The sequence below is a fragment of the Streptomyces carminius genome, from assembly GCF_002794255.1.
In the GTDB taxonomy this organism is placed as follows: domain Bacteria; phylum Actinomycetota; class Actinomycetes; order Streptomycetales; family Streptomycetaceae; genus Streptomyces; species Streptomyces carminius.
The window spans coordinates 24,824-43,465 of record NZ_PGGW01000011.1 but is presented as its reverse complement, the minus strand read 5'-3'; the positions used below and the strand labels follow the sequence as shown (position 1 = coordinate 43,465).

The following is an 18,642-nucleotide window of genomic DNA, read 5'->3' as shown; positions in this document are numbered from 1 at the left end:
GGCGGGTATGTCCGCCGCCCGGCCTCCGGTCGTCCGGCGCACCGGACGTGCCGGGCGTCCCTGTCCCGCCGCCCGGGCGGGCCGTTCACGGGGCCGGCTCGCCCCGGGTGCCGGGCGGGGACGTCCGGCACCCGTGACGGCCCGGCCGCGCACTCACCGGGTCAGCGGGAATCGGTGAAGGTCTCGCCCTTCGCCGCCTTCTCCAGCAGCGGTTCCGGCGGCGCGAACCGGTCGCCGTAGCGTTCGGCGAGTTCGCGGGCGCGGGCGACGAAACCGGGCAGGCCCCCCTCGTAGCCGTTGACGTACTGCAGGACGCCGCCGGTCCAGCCGGGGAAGCCGATGCCCAGGAGCGAGCCGATGTTGGCGTCGGCGACCGAGGTCAGCACGCCCTCCTCCAGGCAGCGGACGGAGTCCAGTGCCTCGGCGAAGAGCATCCGCTCCTTCATGTCCTCGAAGGGGATGTCGGTGCCGGGCCGGGTGAAGTGCTCGCGCAGCCCGGGCCACAGGCCCGCGCGCCTCCCGTCCGGGCCGTAGTCGTAGAAGCCCGCGCCGCCGCCGCGGCCGGTGCGGCCGAACTCGTCGATCATCCGGTCCAGGACGGTGTCGGCCGGGTGCGGCTCCCAGGTGCCGCCCGCGGCCTCGACCGCGCGCCGGGTCTCCTCGCGGATCCTGCGCGGCAGGGTGAGGGCCAGTTCGTCCACCAGGGCCAGCACCTTCGCCGGGTAGCCGGCCTGGGCGGCGGCCTGCTCCACCGAGGCGGGCTCGACACCCTCGGCGACCAGGGCCATGCCCTCCTCGATGAACCGGCCGATCACCCGGGAGGTGAAGAAGCCCCGGGAGTCGCGCACCACGATCGGGGTCTTGCCGAGCTGCCGCACCAGGTCGAAGGCGCGGGCCACCGCCTCGTCGCCGGTCTCCCCGCCCCGGACGATCTCCACCAGCGGCATCTTCTCGACCGGCGAGAAGAAGTGCAGTCCGATGAAGTCGCGCTGTCCGCGCACGCCCTCGGCCAGGGTGGTGATCGGGATGGTGGAGGTGTTGGAGCACAGCAGGGCGCCGGGCGCCACGGCGCCCTCGATCTCGGCGAGGACCTTGTGCTTGAGCGCGGTGTCCTCGAAGACCGCCTCGATCACCGCGTCGCAGCCGGCGAGTGCGGCCGTCCCGGCGGTGGGGGTGATACGGGCCAGCAGGGCGTCGCGCTCCTGCGGCGTGGTGCGGCCCTTGGCCAGCGCCTTGTCGAGGAGGCCGGCGGAGTGCGCCTTGCCCTTCTCGGCGGCCTCCGCCGTCACGTCCTTCAGGACGACCTCGATCCCGGCCCTGGCGCAGGCGTACGCGATACCCGCGCCCATCATGCCCGCGCCGAGCACCGCGACCTTCCGCACCTCGCGGGGCTCGATGCCCCGCGGACGGCTGCGTCCGGAGTTGACCGCCTGGAGATCGAAGAAGAACGCCTGGATCATGTTCTTGGCGGTCTGCCCGGTGGCCAGCGAGGTGAAGTAGCGGGACTCGATCACCTGGGCGGTGTCGAAGTCCACCTGGGCGCCCTCGACGGCGGCGGCCAGGATGTCGCGCTGGGCCGGGTAGGGGGCACCGCCGAGCCGCTTGGCCAGGTTGGCGGGGAACGACGGGAGGTGCCCGGCGAGCTTCGGGTGCGCGGGGGTGCCGCCGGGGATCCGGTAGCCCGGGGTGTCCCAGGGCTGGGCGGACTCCGGACGGTCCTCGATGTACGCCCGCGCCCGGGCGTACAGCTCCTCGGGGGTGTCCACGACCTCGTGGACCAGGCCCTTGTCCAGGGCGGCGCGGGGGGCGTACCGCTGCCCGGAGAGCAGTACGTTCAGCAGGGCGTCGGCGATGCCCAGCAGCCGCACGGTGCGCACCACTCCCCCGCCGCCGGGCAGCAGGCCGAGGGTGGCCTCGGGCAGGCCGATGCGGGATCCGGGGGCGTCGAGCGCGACACGGTGGTGGCAGGCCAGCGCGATCTCCAGACCGCCGCCGAGCGCGGCGCCGTTGAGCGCGGCGACGACGGGGACGCCCAGGGTCTCGACGCGGCGCAGGTTCCGTTTGACGGCCATGCCGCGGTCGAAGAGCTCCTGCGCCTGCTCGGGGCGGACGGCGAGCAGGTCGTGCAGGTCGCCGCCGGCGAAGAAGGTCTTCTTGGCGGAGGTGACGACGACACCGCGGACGGTGTCCCTCTCCTTCTCCAGCCGGTCGGCGACGGCCGCCAGCGAGGCGGTGAACGCGGCGTTCATGGTGTTGGCGGACTGGTCCGGGTCGTCCAGGGTGAGGGTGACGACACCGGTGTCGTCCTGCTCCCAGCGGATGGCGGACGGGGCGGGGGCTGCCATGGCGGTTACTCGGTCTCCGTTGCGTGTCGCGGGTCGCTGTGTCCGGGGGGTGGGGTCGCCGTGGCTCACAGCCGCTCGACGACGGTGGCGATGCCCATGCCGCCGCCGACGCACAGGGTGGCCAGGCCGTAGCGCTCGTCCCGGCGCTCGAGTTCGTCGACGAGGGTGCCCAGGATCATCGCGCCGGTGGCGCCCAGCGGGTGTCCCAGGGCGATGGCGCCGCCGTTGACGTTGACCTTGTCCATCGGCAGGCCCATGTCCTTGACGAAGCGCAGCACGACGGCCGCGAACGCCTCGTTGATCTCCACCAGGTCGATGTCGTCGATCGTCAGGCCCGCCCTGGCGAGCGCCTTGCGGGAGGCGGGGGCCGGGCCGGTGAGCATGATGGTCGGCTCGGAGCCGGAGACGGCGGCCGAGACGATCCGGGCCCGCGGGGTGAGCCCGTACCGCTCCCCCACCTCGCGGCTGCCGATCGCCACCAGCGCGGCGCCGTCCACGATGCCGGAGGAGTTGCCCGCGTGGTGGACGTGGTCGATCCTCTCCACCCAGTGGTACTTCTGCAGCGCCACCGCGTCGAAGCCGCCCGCCTCGCCGATCGCGGCGAAGGACGGCTTGAGGGCGGCCAGGGAGTCGGCGGTGGTGCCGGGGCGCGGGTGCTCGTCGCGGTCGAGGACGGTCAGGCCGGCGCGGTCGGTGACGGGGACGACCGAGCGGTCGAAGCGGCCCTCCTTCCACGCCTGCGCGGCGCGCTCCTGGGACAGGGCGGCGTACTCGTCCACGTCGCGGCGGGAGAAGCCCTCGATGGTGGCGATCAGGTCGGCGCCGATGCCCTGCGGGACGAAGGAGGTCTCGTAGGCGGTCATCGGGTCCATGGCCCAGGCGCCGCCGTCGGAGCCCATCGGCACCCGGGACATCGACTCCACGCCGCCGGCCAGGACGAGGTCCTCCCAGCCGGAGCGGATCTTGGCGGCGGCCAGGTTGACGGCCTCCAGGCCGGAGGCGCAGAAGCGGTTCTCCTGGACGCCCGCCACCGACTCCGGCAGTCCGGCGGCGGTGGCGGCGGTGCGGGCGATGTCGGCGCCCTGGTCGCCGACCGGGGTGACGACGCCGAGCACGATGTCGTCGATCGCGGCCGGGTCCAGCCCGGGGAAGCGGCGGCGCAGTTCGTGGATCAGGCCGACGACCAGGTCGATCGGCTTGGTCCCGTACAGGGCACCGCCGGCCTTGCCGCGCCCGCGCGGGGTGCGGATGGCGTCGTAGAGGTACGCGTCGTTGCTCGCGTCACGGGTCACGGTATCGGAGCCTTTCGGGAGCCTTCGGGAGGGTGGGACGGGGCAGTCGGCCGGGGACGGTCCGGGGACGCCGGGCGGCCGGCGGGGTCGTCCGCCGTCGTCCGCCGTCATCCTCACCGCCCCCGTCGTCCATGGTCCCGCTCCCGTCCCGTTCCGGGGAGGCGGACGCGGGGGCGGAGGCGGGCTCAGGCGGGGACGGCGGATCCCGGTCGCGGGCCGCCGAGGCCGCGTCCGCGCCGAGCGGGGCGGGCGGGGCGGGCGGTCGGGGCGGTGCGGCGGGGCCGTCCTCGGCCTTCAGGTCCACCACCACGGAGCGCTTGCCGCGGCCGGTGACGTCCAGGGCCGGGTCGATCGGCAGGGCGGCCTGGCCGCCGGGCCGGTCGACGCGCACGGCGTCGGCGCCCAGGTCGGCCAGGAGCACGGCGGCGAACGGGCCGGCCCCGATGCCCGCCGGCTCCACCACCCGCACCCCGGCGAGCGGGCCGCCGCGCCCGCCGCCCTCCGCACCCATCCGGACCTCCGGCCGCCGTTGTGGCCGCACCGTCGCGACCATGTGACACCAATGATGTAACACCGGCGATGCTAGGAACGTGTTCGCTTCCCCACAAGCCCCGGGCAGGGCGGGAAGCGGTACCGGTCACGGCACGGACCCCGGGCCGGGTGGCGCCGGATGTCCGGCCGCCGACGCGCCCGGGCGCGGGTCAGCGGCCTTCCCGCGGCGCATCGGGCAGGGCCAGGCACAGCGCCTCCAGGGCCGCCGCGAAGGCGTGCTCCGGCGGGGTGCCGTAGCCGATGACCAGGCCGTCGCGCGGCGGCATCGTGCTGTCGGGGTGGCGGTAGGACCGCAGCCCGTCGAGGGCCAGCCCCTGGCGGCGGGCCGCGCGCAGGGCCGCCTCCTCGGTGCCCGCCGGCAGTTCGAGGACCGCGTGCAGCCCGGCCGCCATGCCGCTGACCCCGATGTGCGGGGCGCGTTCGGCGAGCGTGCCGACCAGTTGGTCGCGCCTGCGCCGGTACTGCTGCCGCATACGGCGCAGATGCCGGTCGTAGGCGCCGCGGGCGATGAAGTCGGCCAGGGTAAGCTGGTCGACGACGCCCGACCACATCTCCCGCTCCCCCTTGGCGGCGAGGATGTCGTCGACGAGCCGGCCCGGCACCGCCATCCAGCCGAGCCGCAGCGCCGGTGACAGGCTTTTGCTGGCGGAGCCGAGGTAGACGACCCGCTCGGGGTCGAGTCCCTGGACCGCCCCGACCGGCTGCCGGTCGTAGCGGAACTCCCCGTCGTAGTCGTCCTCGATGAGCAGTCCGCCGTGGGAGCGGGCCCAGTCGACGACCGCCGCCCTGCGCTCCGGACGCAGCGGGCCGCCGGTGGGGAACTGGTGCGCGGGTGTGAGCAGTACGGCCTCGGCGCCGGTGGCGGGCAACTCGTCGACCCGGGCCCCGTGGGAGTCGACGGTGAGCGGAACGGTCCGCAGCCCCGTCCCCCCTATCAGGTCCCGGTGGAAGCCCAGCCCGTAGGACTCCACCGCGACCGCGCCCGTCAGTACGCCGCACAGCAGCTTCAGCGCGTGGGCGAAACCGGAGCAGACCACGATGCGGTCGGGCTCGGTGCGCACCCCCCTGGCGCGCGCCAGGTACTCCGCGAGCGCCTCGCGCAGCTCGGGCCTGCCGCGCGCGTCGCCCACGCCGAAGGCCTCGCTGGGGGCCGCCGCGAGGGCCCGCCGCGCGGAGGTGAGCCAGGCGGAACGCGGGAAGGCGGCCGCGTCGGGAGAGCTCGGCATCAGGTCGTGCGGGGGCCGCCGGCGGGGCCGGTGCCGCGGGCCGCGCACCTGGTCCGGGTGGAGCGGCGCGGTACGCCGGGCGACCCGGGTGCCGGAGCCCTGGCGGGCGGAGAGCCAGCCCTCCTCGGCGAGCTCGGCGTAGGCGGCGGCGACGGTGTTGCGGGCGATGCCCAGATCCCGGGCGAGACCGCGGTAGGGGGGCAGCCGGGTACCGGGGGCGAACCGGCCGGAGCGGATGGCCTCGCGCAGGGCGTGCATGAGCTGACCGCGCAGGCTCCCCTCCCCGGAGAGCTCCAGATGGAGGTCGGCTCCCGCGGCCTGTCCCGGCCGGCTCCCGAAGGATTCCGGTTCCGGCTCCGGGGAATTGGCCCATGCTTCCGCCATGGAAATGCACCCTACCCCGGGTCCTTTCCGCACCTAGCCTCGGCATATGACGACGTTTCAGGTGCCCCAGCGCATGGACTTCCCCACTGCCGCCCCCAAGGTCTTCAAGGCCGTACTGGCCCTCGACGCCGCGGCCCGCGAGGGCCTCGACCCCGTCCTGCTCGAACTGGTGCAGGTCCGCGCCTCGCAGCTCAACCGCTGTGCGTACTGCATCGACTACCACACCTCCGACGCCCGCAAGGCCGGTGAGACGGAGGAGCGGCTCCACCAGCTCTCCGCATGGGAGGAGTCGAGCCTCTACACCGGGAAGGAGCGGGCCGCCCTGGCGCTGGCCGAGGCCGTCACCCTGCTGCCGCGGGGTGTGCCGGACGAGGTCTACGAGGAGGCCGCGAAGCACTTCGGCGAGAAGGGGCTCGCCCAGCTCATCGCGCTCGTCTTCACCGTCAACACGTGGAACCGGATGAACGTCGCCACGCGCAGGACCCCCGGCACCGCGTAGCCGCCACATCCCCGCGGGCGGTGGCCCGTTCCCCCTCTCCCCGGGCCACCGCCCACGGCATGCCGTGATCCCGTTTCCGACGAAGGGCTGACGCAGCCGTGACCACCACCGGCACACCGGTGCCCGCCGCCCCCGGCCGTTCGCCCGTCAGGGGCTGGCTCGCCGTCCTGGCGGTGACCCTGGGCATCTTCTCCCTGATGACCTCCGAACTGCTGCCCGTGGGCCTGCTCACCCCGGTCGGCACCGCGCTGGACGTCTCCGAGGGCACCGCGGGACTGATGGTGACCGTGCCCGGTCTGGTCGCCGCCGTCTCGGCACCCCTGGTGACCGTGGCCACCGGCCACCTCGACCGCCGTGCCGTACTGGCGGTCCTGATCGGCCTGGTGGGCGCGGCCAATCTGGTCTCCGCGTTCGCGACCGGCTTCGCCCTCGTCCTGGCCGCCCGTTTCCTGATCGGCGTCAGCGTCGGCGGCTTCTGGTCCATCGCCGGGGGCATCGCGCTGCGGCTGGTGCCGGAGAAGCACGTCCCCCGCGCCACCGCCGTCGTCTTCGGCGGCGTCGAGACCGCGTCCGTCCTGGGTGTCCCCACCGGCACCGTTCTCGGCGACCTCAGCGGCTGGCGCACCGCGTTCGCCGCCGTGGGCGTCCTCGGACTGGTCTCCCTGGCCTGCGTCCTCCTCCTGATGCCGAAGGTGCCTGCCAGGGAGACCATCGCCTTCGCCGACCTGCCGAGGGTCTGGAAGGGCAACGCGGGCGTCCGGACCGGCGTCGCCGTCACCTTCCTGGTGATCACCGGCCACTTCCTGGCCTACACGTTCGTCCGGCCGGTCCTCCAGGACGACGGCGTCGACGGCGGCGTGATCGGCGCGTTGCTGCTCGTCTTCGGTGTCGCCGGCGTCTGCGGCAACTTCGTCGCCGGAGCGCTCATCGGCAGACGGCTGCGGCAGACCGTCCTGGGCATCTCGGTGGTCCTCACCACAGCCCTGGTGCTCGTCGCGCTCATCGACACCGGCGCCTTCACCGCGGGCGCCCTCCTGGTCCTGTGGGGCCTGGGCTACGGCGCGGTGCCGGTCACCTTCCAGACCTGGTTCCTGGAGGCCGCGCCGGACGCGACCGAGGCCGCCTCCTCGCTGTACGTCTCCACGTTCAACCTGTCCATCGCGCTCGGCGCGCTCCTCGGCGGCTTCACCGTGGACGGTGTCGGCACCGCCGGCGTGCTGTGGCTCGGCGCCGGGCTCACGGCCTCGGCGCTGTTCGTGGTGGGCGGTGCCCGCCGCACCGCCGCGGCCGCCGCAGCCGCCGCAGCCGCCGCCACGAAATAGCCGAGGGGACGCCCGCGCGGTACCCCGCCCCGGCCGCCGCGGCACGGGCGGGCGGGGCTGCCGGCCGGTGCCGCCCCGCCGCACGGTTCACTCCCCGCCGCTCCCGTCGAGCCTGCTGATCGGCACGGCGGTCTCGACGCCGTCCTCGTGCAGCAGTTGGCGCATGCCGGCGAGGTCGGGGTAGGCGCCGTCGAGGGGGTGCGCGAGCAGCCGGGAGAGCGCGGTGCCGTACTTGGCCATCGAGCTTCTGCCCGGAAGGAATATCGACAGTTCGTCCCTGGCCTCGAAGTCCCGCACCTCGGCGTCGCCGGGCAGCGCGCCGCGCAGGGCCTCCGCCGTCTCCCCCTCCGCCGCGACGGGGACGTGCACCAGCCAGTGCGTCCCCTCTGCGGTGACGCCCTGCCCCTCCCACTTCAGGGTCCCCGCGTCCCAGGTCCGCCACGGGACGCCCGCCACCGCGGCCCCGCACGCCGCCACGGCCCCGGTCACCTCCCGGACGGCGGCGGCGACGGCGGTCTCGACCGCCTCCCAGTCGTACTGCCCGTCCCCGGCGGCCCCGTCGGGCACCGGCTTCGTCACCACCCTCGCCCCGGGCGCGCGGCGCAGGGTCACCTCCGGCCGCGTGCCGAAGAAGCGGAGGGCGTCCTCGAGCGCCTCGTCCTGGGCCTGCCGCCGGCGCCGCACCTGCGCACGGTGCTCCCGCAGCAGGGCGAGCGCCGTGTCGGGCTCGGCCAGAGCGCGCCGGACGAGTTCGACGCTCATCCCCGTACCGCGCAGCACGGTGATCAGCATGGCCTGCTCGACCTGGTCGAACCGGTACGAGCGGTAGCCGGTCCGCTCGTCGACGTCGGCCGGGACGAGCAGGCCCTCGGAGTGGTAGAACCGCAGCGTCTGCGGGGGCAGTTGGCACATGTCGCTGAATTCGCCGATGGAGAGCATGGCCCCATGCTCGTCCCTGCAGCGGCTGCAAGGTCAAGTGCCGAGGGCGCCGCGACCGCGGCACGGTGTTCCCCGGCCATCCCGCCGGCGGCCGGTGCGGCAGCCGCGATCCGGCGCGGCACGGCGCGGACAACCGACGTGAGGGGTCTTTGGCTTCGTGGCGGACGATCTCGTGGGAGCCGCCCCACCAGGGACCTTGCCTCTGTCCGCCACCGAGTCCTCATCCGGATTCACGCGGGTTATTCCACCGAAGAAAATGAACGATCACATGCAATCACTTGACAAGGCCGGAATGAAGGTTTGTAACCTGTCTGCCCCGGGTCGCCGGGTGACGGTGCGCCAGACAGGGGGCCGGATCATTTCCTCGCACAACAGGGCGAACGAGCAGAAGCCTTCGCATTCTTCCCGGCGCGTGACCAGGAGGGCCGAGGACACGGAGGCGGAGGGACCGGCCTTACGTCCGGGGCCGCTGTCACCGGCTACGTTACAGGCGCTGCAGCGCAGCGTCGGCAATGCCGCTGTGGCCGGAATCCTGACCGAACGGGGCGGGAGCCCGCGACCGGCGGAACCGGCCGCACGGCCCCCGGCGGGACGGCCGCCCAGTGTCCAGCGTGCCCCAGGAAGTTCCTCCGACGAGTTCGACGACGGCGGGATCAGCGAGCAGGATCTCCTTGCGGCCAGGCGCGCGGCATTCCTCACCGCTCTCCACGGAGAGTTCGCGAAATCCAATCAGTGGGATCTGAGCGCCACGCAGGGCAGTGATGGATCCGTCACCCGCTTCACAGCGGCGAAGCGGCCGAAGAAACAGTCGCGGCCGAGGCCCTTCACGGAAACACCGGAGGTCAAAGACCTTCGACGGGTGTCGACGGTCGTCAGGACATACCTCAAGAACCAGGGGATGAACCCTGTGGAAGTGCAGGCGGCGATCGGCCGGAGCGGCCGGCTTCTCATCGCGGCAAACGACGTCAAGTCGAATGCTCACCTGCGGGACCTGTTCAACAGGGGAGACGGCACCCAGGTCCTGGCAGGCATGATGGAGCAGACCCGCGGAAAGGGATTTCCCGCCGAACCCAGAAACCAGCAGGAGATACACGACAGGGAAATCAGGCAGCACACCAAGGCGAAACCCGAAGCCGCCTCGCCCCCGAGCTTCCCGGGGATCCAGAGTGCGCTGAACTCGGGGGTCACGGTGGCGGTGGCCGGACCTCCCGGAATGCACGCGGAACGGCGGATCGTCGCACACAACGACGGCATCACCCCGGACCACCTGGGCGGAACCAAGCGGCCCTGCGCCTCATGTGCCACCGCCCTCTACCCCGAGGGAGGGCCAGGAGTCCACCCGGGAATATTCCAGTCCGACGACGTTTTCAACATCGGCTTCCCCGAATACGACCACAGCGACCTGGGGAACGAGAAGGCCAGTGCGGAGAGGATGTTCCAAAGGATAAACAAAGCAGTCGAGTACACGTACGTGACAGTGACGAAGCGAGGCGTGGAGGTCCCGGAAATAGGATCGGAGTCGGAATCGGAACCGGGGTAGTCGCGTCCTCCCATGCGCCCTCTCCGGACGAGAGCCGCCGTCATCCCGCCCGGCGGACTGGCCGCCTGTCCGAGTGCTCCGGTCCCCTCAGCGGTCAGGGGATCGCGGTGGCGGTGCGGCCGCCGGTGACGCGCAGCAGGTCGAGCCGGTCCGCGTCGCCGCTCCCGGCCGCCGCCGTGTAGGTGACCACGCGCAGGTCCGCGCCGGGGACGACGAGCACGTCGCAGTCGAGCAGGACGTCGCCTACCTCCGGATGCCGGACCGTCTTCCGGTCGCCCGTGTGCGGGGCGGCGGACGTCCGCGCGGCCCAGTGGCGGGCGAAGGCCTCGGAGGTGCCGCGCAGCTCCCGCACCAGGCGGTCGAGCCGGGTGTCCCCGGGATAGCGGGAGACCGCGTCCCTGAGGTCGGCGACGATCGACGCCTCGAAGGCGTCCCGCCCGCGCTCGAGCCGTACCGGGCGCATCAGGGCGTGCCCGGCGCCGTCCCCGAACAGCGCGCGGGCCAGGTTCCGCTCGGCGGCCGGGAGGACGGCGGGGTCGCCGTGCAGGGCGCTCCACATGGCGTTCCACCACACCAGGGTCCAGTCGGCGGCGAACACCCCGATCGGGACGTCGCCCAGCCGGGCGGTCAGCCGCTGGATCCCCGCGGGCACGTGGTCGCTGACCGTCCCGTCCCGGGGCGGCAGGAGCCCGGCGCCGCGGTAGAGCTGGTCGCGCTCGGCCCGGGAGAGCTGGAGGGCCCGGGCGAGGGCGCCGACCACCTGGGGCGAGGGGTTCCTCGCCCGCCCCTGCTCCAGGCGCAGGACGTAGTCCACGGAGAGCCCGGCCAGCTGCGCGAGCTCCTCGCGGCGCAGCCCCGGGGCGCGGCGCCCGGCCGTCACGGTGAAGCCGGCGTCGGCCGGGGAGAGCCGGTCGCGCCAGGCACGCAGGAGCGCGGCGAACGCGGGGCGGGGAGCGGGGCGGGAGGGAGCCATGGGCCCATTGTCGCCGCGCGGCGCCGCATCAGCCTGGGTACTGCCGGTCCCAGTGACGGGGAGGGCTCTGGCTGGCACCGGCGGGAGCGGCGACCGTGGAAACGCGCCCGAGCCGGGCGCCACCGCCCCGACCAGCCAGGGAGCCTTCCCATGCAGCACACCATCGTGATGACCGGCGCGAGCCGCGGCATCGGCCGCGTCGCCGCGGAGGAGATCCTGCGCCGGTCGCCGGACACCCACCTCCTCGTCGTCGCCCGCGGCTCCTCCGGTGAGCGGCTCACCGCGGAACTCGCCGCGGGCGGGCGGACGGTCTCGCACGTTCCGGCGGACCTCGGCTCGCTGGAGAGCGTCCGCACGGCCGCCACCGCGATCCGCGACCGGCTCGACGCCGGCGACCTCCCGCCGCTGACGGGCTTCACGGGCAACGCGGGCATCCAGTACACGAACGTGCTGACCGAGTCGGCCGACGGGTTCGAGGCCACCTTCGCCGTCAACGTCCTCGCCAACCACCTGTTCGTGCGCCTGCTCCAGGACCGCTTCACCGCCCCCGCCCGCATCGTGATCACCGTCAGCGACACCCACTTCGGCGATCTGCGGCACAACATGGGCCTGGTGCCCGGCCCGGTCTGGCGGTCCCCGGACGTCCTGGCCCGCACCGGCGCCTTCCCCCGGCCGGAGAGCGCCGGCGCCGGACGCACCGCGTACTCGACGAGCAAGCTGGCCGCGATCCACCTCGTGCACGAGTACGCGCGCCGGCTCCCGGCCGGGATCGACGCCGTCGCCTACAACCCGGGGTTCGTCCCCGGCACCGGGCTGGCCCGCAACGCGGGGGCCGCCGCCCGGTTCGCGATGCGGCGCCTCCTGCCCGCGCTGACCCTCACCCCCTTCGCCTCCGGCCGCGATGCCGCGGGCCGCCACCTCGCCGACGTCGTCCTCGGTACCGTCGAGGCGCCCTCCGGGTCCTACGTCGACCGCGACCGGGTGGCCCGCTCCTCCGGGGAGTCCTACGACCCGGAGCGCGAGCGCGAACTGTGGGACGCCGCCGAGCGGTTCACCGCGACGCGGGTCGCCCGGCGGGCCGGGCCGCGCTGATCCGCCGGGCGGTCCGGGCCGGGGTCGGCCACCGGCCGCTTCCGGGTGGTGGGCGGTCGTGGGCGAAGTGGTCCGCGCCGGTGGGAGGAACACGCGGTGGCGGACACGCGGGACACGGGCCTTCCGGGAGCCGCCGCCCCGCTCCGCACACAGCGCGCCCGGCCGGCCGCGGACTCGCCGGAGAGGGGCCCGCCGGGTGACGGACTCCGCGTGGACGCCTTCTCCGCTGCCCTCCGGCTCCCGGCGCGGGGGGCGCCCCACCAGGTGGGACGGCACTGTGCAAGGGATTGCGAGCCGGCCGGTCGGCGCGGCGCGGACGGATGTCCCCGTCCCGCGCCCCGGTACGCCGGTGTTCCGGCCTTGGCGTGTCTCCCGGACGGAGAGGAGATTTGTCCCGCCAAGCCGACAACGGCTCCCACCCCCCCAATTCCTTTCAGGAGGAGTCCCATGCTGCTCACGCGTTCCTGTGTCACCGCGGTCGTCGCCGCCGGTCTGTTCGGCGTCGCCGGGACCGCGGTGGCCGCCCCCACCGTCAGCAGGTTCGACGACGGCAGCTTCGAGTACCCCGCGGTCGCGGCCGGTACGTTCCGGACCCTCGGGGCGGGCGCCGCCACGGGCCCGTGGAAGGTCACCTCCGGCGCCGTCGACCTGATCGGCGCCGGGTACTGGCAGGCCGCCGAGGGCGACCAGTCCGTCGACCTCAACGCCACCGTCCCGGGGGCCGTGGCGCAGACCTTCACCACCACACCGGGAACGGCCTACACGGTGACGTACTCCCTGGCCGGCAACCCCGACGCCGTATCACCGGTGAAGACCGGCAGGGCCCTCGTCGACGGCCAGAACTTCCAGGGCTTCTCCTTCGACACCACCGGCAGGACCCTGACCGACATGGGATACGTGACCCGGCGGTTCACCTTCGTCGCCAACAACCCCACCACCACCCTCGGCTTCGCCAGTACCACCCCGAACAGCGCCCGCGGTCCCGTCATCGACGATGTCAGGGTCCACTCCTGCTGTTCCGACTCCTGCTGTCGCTGACCAGCACCGCCCGATCCAGCGGGACACGGCTCCCGGCGGCACACGCCGGGGTCCGTGTCCCACGTCTCCCCACTCCCGCCGCTCTGTCGCCAGAGGACGCGCCGACCGGCGGAAGGGCGCCCCGGAGGAGTGCCCGAGCCGCCCCGGTCCGGTCGCGGGGTGCCGGTCGACGGCGACGGCCGGAGCGCGGCAGGAGGAGCACCGCTTCGATCCGGCCGTTTCCCCGCGTCCTACGACACGGGCGCGCCCAGGGCTGGTTGTATGAAGGGACTCCGGTCCGCAAGGGGCCGCCCGACGCGGTGCCGACGGCTTCCGGACACCGGCCCGCGGCCGCGAGGGCTTCCGGCCCGGAGAGACGCGCAACCGCGGACGCCCCGGTACGGAGGTGGCTCGACAGCGATGCCGGACGACGACACGCGCCGCCTGGTCGCGGCACAGGGACGGGGCTTCGTCGCCACGGTCCGCCCGGACGGCATCCCGAACCTGTCCCCCGGGGGAACGACGGAGGTGTGGGACGACGAGCACCTGGTCTTCCCGGACCTGTACTCGCCGGGCACGGTCGCCGACCTCGCCGGGAATCCCGCGGTGGAGGTCAACGTCGTGGACCCGGTCCGGCGCAGGGGATACCGCTTCCGCGGAGCGGGCGAGGTGTTCACGCGAGGGGAACCGTACGACCGGATCGTCCGCCGCTTCGGGCGGAAGCGCGGCACCGACCCGGCGCCCGTCGGCTCCGCCGTCCTGGTGCGGGTGCTGGGGGCCGAGCCGCTCGTCTCACCCGCGTACGAGGGCGGTGCCGCGGAGGAGGGGATCGCCGCGCACCGGCGCGCCCGGCTGACCTCCGGAACGGACGCGGCCGGCGACGGTCGGGAGGAGCCCGGATGAGTACGGAACCGGCGGACACGGCGCGGCCCGGTGTGGCCCCCGGCTCACGGCGGACCGCCGGGACCATGTTCGCCGCCCTGTACGGGGACCTGGTCCCGCACGACTGGCTCGGCCCCGAGCCGGAGAACGACGCGTACTCGCTCTTCTACCACCGTTCGCTGGCCATGGGCTGGCTCGACGACGTGGGGACGGTGGTCGGCGGCGGCGCGCCCGGGGGCCGGGCCGCCGGCGCGGAGGGGCTGTGGGCCATGAACGACGCCGGGTGGGGACGGCCGCTCGCGCCCGGCACGGCGCGGTCGGCACCGGCGGCGTGGTTCCAGGTCGAGGCGCAGGCCGTGGCCCGCGACCGGCCGCTGCCGGTGCAGCCGTTCCTGCGGTGCGCCGGGGACTCGGTGGCCCGCTTCGGCACGCTGCGCCTTGCGGCCGTGCAACTGCTGCTGCCGGTCCAGGGTCTCGCCCCCTCCTCGCGTCCGTCCGGCGCCTTCCTGCCGTCGATGCATTCGGTCTCCTGGTTCCGGGAGAGCGGTCCCCGGTCCCGGGCCCGGGTGGAGGTCGGCGTCGACAGCGGCCGGAACCCGCGGGTTCCCGCTGTCGCCGGGCAGCTCACGGACGCCCTCGGGCAACTGAACCAGGACGTCTTCGTGTGCGCGTCGTACGAGGCGGGCAGTCCGCGAACCGCTCCCGCTCCCCCGTTCCACGACGGTTTCTGGAACGGCCCGCCCCTGCACGGGGTGACCCTGCGGGGAGAGCTCTGCGAGTGGTCGCTGGACGCGGTCGGCTCGCTGGCCGAGGTGATCGCCGACCTCACCGCCCACCTCGGGGTCCGTTCACCGCTCCTGCTCACCGTCACCCGGAGCGCCCGCGCCTGAACCGGACCGGTCGGCCTCCGGCGGGCCGCGCCCGCGCCCGGGCGGCGGCCCCCGCCGCCCGGGTGACGGCTCGTCACCGGGTGCCGGACCGCGCGCTGCGGAAGGTGCGGCGGTAGGTGTCCGGGGGCACGCCGACGGTGCGGTGGAAGTGCCGGCGCAGCGTCGTGGCGGTGCCCATGCCGACCGCCGCCGCGACGGCGTCGACGCTGTCGCCGGTGGTCTCCAGCAACTCCTGGGCACGCCGGATCCGCTGGGTCAGCAGCCACTGCAGCGGTGTGGTGCCGGTCACCGACCTGAAGTGACGGCCCAGGTGGCGCGAGCTCATGTTCGCCCGGCGGGCCAGGTCCTCCACGGTCAGCGGCCGGTCGAGCCGTTCGACCGCCCAGGGGAGCAGCTCGGCGAGCGGGTGGTCGTCCCGGACGGGCACCGGGGCGGTGACGAACTGGGCCTGGCCGCCGGCCCGGTGCGGGGGCACGACCAGGCGGCGGGCGACCGTGTTGGCGACCGCCGAGCCGTGGTCGAGGCGGACCAGATGCAGGCACAGGTCCAGCGCGGCGGCCTTGCCCGCGGAGGTGAACACGCTGCCGCCGTCCACGTAGAGGACGTCCGGATCGACCTCCACCCGGGGGTGGCGGGCGGCCAGGTCCCGGGTGTGCGCCCAGTGCGTGGTCGCACGCCGGCCGTCCAGCAGACCGGCGGCGGCCAGCACGAAAGCGCCCGTGCACAGGGAGGCCACCCGCGCGCCCGCCTCGTGGGCCGCGCGCACCGCGTCGACCAGTTCGGCGGGCGGGTCCTCGTCGACGTCGGCCCAGCCGGGGACGATCACCGTGTCGGCGTACGGGAGTCGGCCGAGCCCGTGGTCGGGCTCCAGGTGGAACCGGCCGACCCGCACGGCGCGCGGGCCGCAGACGGTGACGCCGTACCAGGGTGCGGCCACACCGGCCGGGGCGGTGGCGAAGACCTCGTGCGCCACGGACAGCTCGAAGTGCAGCATCCCGTCGGTGACGGCCAGCGCGACAGTGCCCATGTCCGGAACTGTACGGGTCGTGTCGCTCCGGACACTCGTACGGGTCCACCGCCCACGCCAGGATGCTGACAACTGATCATTCGAGTCGTTCGAGCGGGGCGGGAGACATGGTGGATTCAGGTCGCACGGTGGCGGTGTTCGGCGCCTACGGGCACACCGGGCGCTTCGTGGTGGCGGAGCTGCGGAGGCGCGGGTTCACTCCGCTGCTGTCCGGACGCGACGCGGACCGGCTGCGGGCCCTCGCGGCGTCCCGCCCGGGGACCGGGGCCCGCCCGGCCTCGGTCGACGACCCGGCCTCGCTCGACCGTGCGCTGGACGGCGCGGCCGCCGTGGTCAACTGCGCCGGGCCCTTCGCGACGACCGCCGCCCCGGTGATCGAGGCGGCCCTGCGCGCCGGGATCCCGTACGTGGACGTGGCGGCCGAGATCGAGGCCAATCTCGACACGTTCGCGCACTTCGCGGACCGCGCCCGCGCCGCGGGCACCGTGGTGGTCCCCGCGATGGCCTTCTACGGCGGTCTCGGCGACCTGCTGGTCACCGCGGCGATGGGCGACTGGACGGCGGCCGACGAGGCGCACATCGCGTACGGGCTGAGCGGCTGGCACCCCACGGCCGGGACCCGTGCCGCGGGCCGGGTCTCCCGGGAGCGCCGGGGCGGCCGCCGCGTCCGCTACAGCCGCGGGCGGCTGGAGTACCGCGACGACGCGCCGCCGACCCTGACGTGGCCCTTCCCCGCCCCGCTGGGGGACCGGACCGTGATCGGGGAGTTCACCATGGCCGACGTCGTCACCGTCCCCAGCCATCTGGCCGTCCCCGAGGTGCGCACCTACATGACGGTCGAGGCGGCCGGCGGACTGTCGGATCCGGACACCCCGGCGCCGACCGCGGTGGACGAGCACGGGCGGTCCGCGCAGACCTTCCTCGTCGACGTCGTCGTGCGCTCCGGCGGCGCGGAACGGCGCGCGGTGGCGAGCGGCCGGGACATCTACGCCGTCAGCGCGCCGCTCGCGGTGGAAGCGGTCCACCGGATCCTCACGGGACGGACCAGGACAGTCGGTGTCGCCTCCGCCGGCGCGCTCTTCGACGCGTCCGACTTCCTCCGTGCCCTGTCCGCGCACCTCTCGCTCGAACTACGGCGGTAGGACCCCGGACAAGAGGACCCGTCATCCGGCCGTCGGCGGCCTCGTGGCGGACGCGGCAGCGGCAGCCGTGGCCAGGGGGTCCCGGGCCGGGCGGCCGAGGAGGCCGGCGAGGTCGGGGCCGGTGCCGTCCAGGAAGCCGTGCCGGACGCCGGTCGCGATCGAGGCGAGCATGGGCGGCTGGAACGGCAGCAGTCCCGGCGTCTCGTGGAGGATTCTGCGCCGGTACTCGCCCAGGCCGATGGTCCGGTGCGGGACGCCGAGCCGGCCGGCCACCCGCGCCGCCGTGACCGGCGTGCCGGTCAGGTCGTAGGTGCGCCCGCCGTGGGGCGCCGGGCCGGCCGCGACGACGGCCGCGGCCTCGGCGAGGTCCGCGCGGGCGACCGCGGCCAGGGCACCGTCGCCGAACGCGGACTCCACCCCGTCGCCGGTCCACATCAGCAGCGCGCCGAAGAGTTCGGCGTACAGGCCGTTGCGCAGGATCGTCCACGGTATGCCGCGGGCCCGCACCAGCCGTTCGGTCGCCCGGTGCGCCAGTGCGAAGGCGAGGTGGTCGCCGGCGCCGGTCAGGCTCGTGTAGACGACATGCCGGACGCCGTCCCGGGCGGCGGCGTCCAGGACGGCCGCGTGCCGCCCGACGACCCGGTCGTCCTCGGCGTAGCCGGCGGAGACCAGCACCAGCGTCGACACCCCGGCGAGGTCGATGGTGGCGGGGTCGTCGAAGTCGAGCCGCCGCATCCCGTCCTTCGGGGTACGGCTGCCGCCCGTCGCGTTCGCGCCGCGGGCGCGCAGCGCCGTGAGTACGGCCGAGCCGAGGTTCCCGCTCGCTCCGGTCACCAGGATCATGTCGGTCACAGTCCTCCGTCGTGGTTCTCTTCGGTAACTACGCTTGATCCTGATCGGCCCGTGTACCGGCCACAAGGAGGCAGTTCGATGTCACCCACGCACACCGGGGGAACCGCCGGGGCGACCGCCGTACCCGCCGACCTCGATCCCTGCGGGCGCGAGGACCACCCGGACTGCGGGATCCGGGACGTCCTGGACCGCATCGGCGACAAGTGGTCGGTGCTCGTCATCGTCGAACTCGCCGGCGGGCCGCGCCGCTTCCGGGAACTGCAGCGCGCGATCGACGGCATCTCCCAGCGGATGCTCACCCTCACCGTGCGCAGGCTGGAGCGCGACGGACTCGTCCTGCGCACCGTGTACCCGACCGTCCCGGCCCGGGTCGACTACCGTCTGACCGGGACCGGGGCCGGTCTGACCCATCTGGTCAAGGCGCTCGCCGAGTGGTCCCTCACCCACCGCGCCGCCATCGCCGAGGCACGGAGCCGGTACGACCGGGCCCACCCCGGCCACGACATCCGGTGACCCGGCCCTGACCCGGACCGGGGCGGCACACCGACGTCGGAACGGCCGGGGGCCGAACGTGTGCGGGTCCGGGATCCCCCCGGGCCCTCAGCGCCCTCTCAGCCCTCCTCAGTGCCCTCGACGACGCCCGCATGACCCTGTACACATCGGGGATC

Annotated in this window: 16 protein-coding genes and 1 pseudogene; 9 read left to right on the top strand and 8 right to left on the bottom strand. The window is 74.4% G+C overall.

Features of this window, described 5'->3' with window-relative positions:
• Positions 1–161: 161 nt before the first annotated feature.
• The 4 genes and pseudogenes from CUT44_RS03115 to pdxR form a co-directional block, all read right to left on the bottom strand.
• Positions 162–2,345 (bottom strand): 3-hydroxyacyl-CoA dehydrogenase NAD-binding domain-containing protein, encoded by a 2,184-nt coding sequence (locus CUT44_RS03115; protein ID WP_100200565.1) that lies wholly within the window; start codon positions 2,343–2,345, stop codon positions 162–164.
• 65 nt (positions 2,346–2,410) lie between these two features.
• The gene (locus tag CUT44_RS03110; RefSeq protein ID WP_233221192.1) at positions 2,411–3,637 is read right to left on the bottom strand and encodes an acetyl-CoA C-acetyltransferase; all 1,227 of its coding nucleotides are present in this window, start codon (positions 3,635–3,637) and stop codon (positions 2,411–2,413) included.
• Positions 3,638–3,911: 274 nt separating this feature from the next.
• Positions 3,912–4,148, bottom strand: a pseudogene (locus CUT44_RS03105) (CoA transferase); the annotation flags it as partial.
• 190 nt (positions 4,149–4,338) lie between these two features.
• The gene (pdxR, locus tag CUT44_RS03100) at positions 4,339–5,799 is read right to left on the bottom strand and encodes a MocR-like pyridoxine biosynthesis transcription factor PdxR (protein WP_100200563.1); all 1,461 of its coding nucleotides are present in this window, start codon (positions 5,797–5,799) and stop codon (positions 4,339–4,341) included.
• A gap of 46 nt (positions 5,800–5,845) precedes the next feature.
• Between pdxR and CUT44_RS03095 the strand changes: the two genes are divergently transcribed.
• Entirely contained in the window at positions 5,846–6,298 is a 453-nt protein-coding gene (locus tag CUT44_RS03095) for a carboxymuconolactone decarboxylase family protein (RefSeq protein ID WP_233221191.1), read from the top strand.
• Between the two features lie 98 nt (positions 6,299–6,396).
• Positions 6,397–7,620, top strand: coding sequence for an MFS transporter (locus CUT44_RS03090; RefSeq protein ID WP_100200561.1), 1,224 nt, complete (start codon positions 6,397–6,399; stop codon positions 7,618–7,620).
• A gap of 87 nt (positions 7,621–7,707) precedes the next feature.
• Here the strand turns inward: CUT44_RS03090 and CUT44_RS03085 are convergent, their stop codons facing one another.
• Complete coding sequence (locus CUT44_RS03085) at positions 7,708–8,559, bottom strand: MerR family transcriptional regulator (RefSeq protein ID WP_100200560.1); 852 nt, start codon at positions 8,557–8,559, stop codon at positions 7,708–7,710.
• A 520-nt stretch (positions 8,560–9,079) separates the two neighbouring features.
• On the opposite strand from CUT44_RS03085, the gene CUT44_RS03080 reads away from it, so the two are divergent.
• Positions 9,080–10,099, top strand: a complete 1,020-nt coding sequence (locus CUT44_RS03080) for a hypothetical protein (protein ID WP_146252167.1) — start codon at positions 9,080–9,082, stop codon at positions 10,097–10,099.
• 94 nt (positions 10,100–10,193) lie between these two features.
• Here the strand turns inward: CUT44_RS03080 and CUT44_RS03075 are convergent, their stop codons facing one another.
• A complete protein-coding gene (locus tag CUT44_RS03075; RefSeq protein ID WP_100200558.1) occupies positions 10,194–11,072 on the bottom strand; it encodes a helix-turn-helix transcriptional regulator in 879 nt (292 codons plus the stop codon).
• 150 nt (positions 11,073–11,222) lie between these two features.
• Here CUT44_RS03075 and CUT44_RS03070 point away from each other — a divergent pair, with 150 nt between their 5' ends.
• The 4 genes from CUT44_RS03070 to CUT44_RS03055 all read left to right on the top strand — a co-directional run bounded on the left by CUT44_RS03070 (position 11,223) and on the right by CUT44_RS03055 (position 14,953).
• Entirely contained in the window at positions 11,223–12,164 is a 942-nt protein-coding gene (locus tag CUT44_RS03070) for an SDR family NAD(P)-dependent oxidoreductase (RefSeq protein WP_100200557.1), read from the top strand.
• Positions 12,165–12,611: 447 nt separating this feature from the next.
• Positions 12,612–13,202, top strand: a complete 591-nt coding sequence (locus tag CUT44_RS03065) for a choice-of-anchor C family protein (RefSeq protein WP_100200556.1) — start codon at positions 12,612–12,614, stop codon at positions 13,200–13,202.
• A gap of 399 nt (positions 13,203–13,601) precedes the next feature.
• Complete coding sequence (locus CUT44_RS03060) at positions 13,602–14,084, top strand: pyridoxamine 5'-phosphate oxidase family protein (protein WP_158239565.1); 483 nt, start codon at positions 13,602–13,604, stop codon at positions 14,082–14,084.
• Positions 14,081–14,953, top strand: a complete 873-nt coding sequence (locus tag CUT44_RS03055; protein ID WP_100200554.1) for a hypothetical protein — start codon at positions 14,081–14,083, stop codon at positions 14,951–14,953. Before CUT44_RS03060 ends, CUT44_RS03055 begins: the two co-directional genes overlap by 4 nt.
• A 73-nt stretch (positions 14,954–15,026) precedes the next feature.
• On the opposite strand, the gene CUT44_RS03050 is transcribed toward CUT44_RS03055, so the two are convergent.
• Entirely contained in the window at positions 15,027–15,980 is a 954-nt protein-coding gene (locus tag CUT44_RS03050) for a helix-turn-helix domain-containing protein (RefSeq protein ID WP_100200553.1), read from the bottom strand.
• Positions 15,981–16,090: 110 nt separating this feature from the next.
• On the opposite strand from CUT44_RS03050, the gene CUT44_RS03045 reads away from it, so the two are divergent.
• On the top strand, positions 16,091–17,122 hold the full coding sequence (locus CUT44_RS03045; protein ID WP_100200807.1) for a saccharopine dehydrogenase family protein: 1,032 nt from the start codon (positions 16,091–16,093) through the stop codon (positions 17,120–17,122).
• A gap of 21 nt (positions 17,123–17,143) precedes the next feature.
• Here CUT44_RS03045 and CUT44_RS03040 read toward each other — a convergent pair whose 3' ends face one another.
• Positions 17,144–17,965: an NAD(P)H-binding protein gene (locus CUT44_RS03040; protein ID WP_100200806.1), complete on the bottom strand. Its 822-nt coding sequence runs from the start codon at positions 17,963–17,965 to the stop codon at positions 17,144–17,146.
• A gap of 87 nt (positions 17,966–18,052) precedes the next feature.
• Between CUT44_RS03040 and CUT44_RS03035 the strand changes: the two genes are divergently transcribed.
• On the top strand, positions 18,053–18,487 hold the full coding sequence (locus tag CUT44_RS03035) for a winged helix-turn-helix transcriptional regulator (RefSeq protein ID WP_100200552.1): 435 nt from the start codon (positions 18,053–18,055) through the stop codon (positions 18,485–18,487).
• Positions 18,488–18,642: the final 155 nt, after the last annotated feature.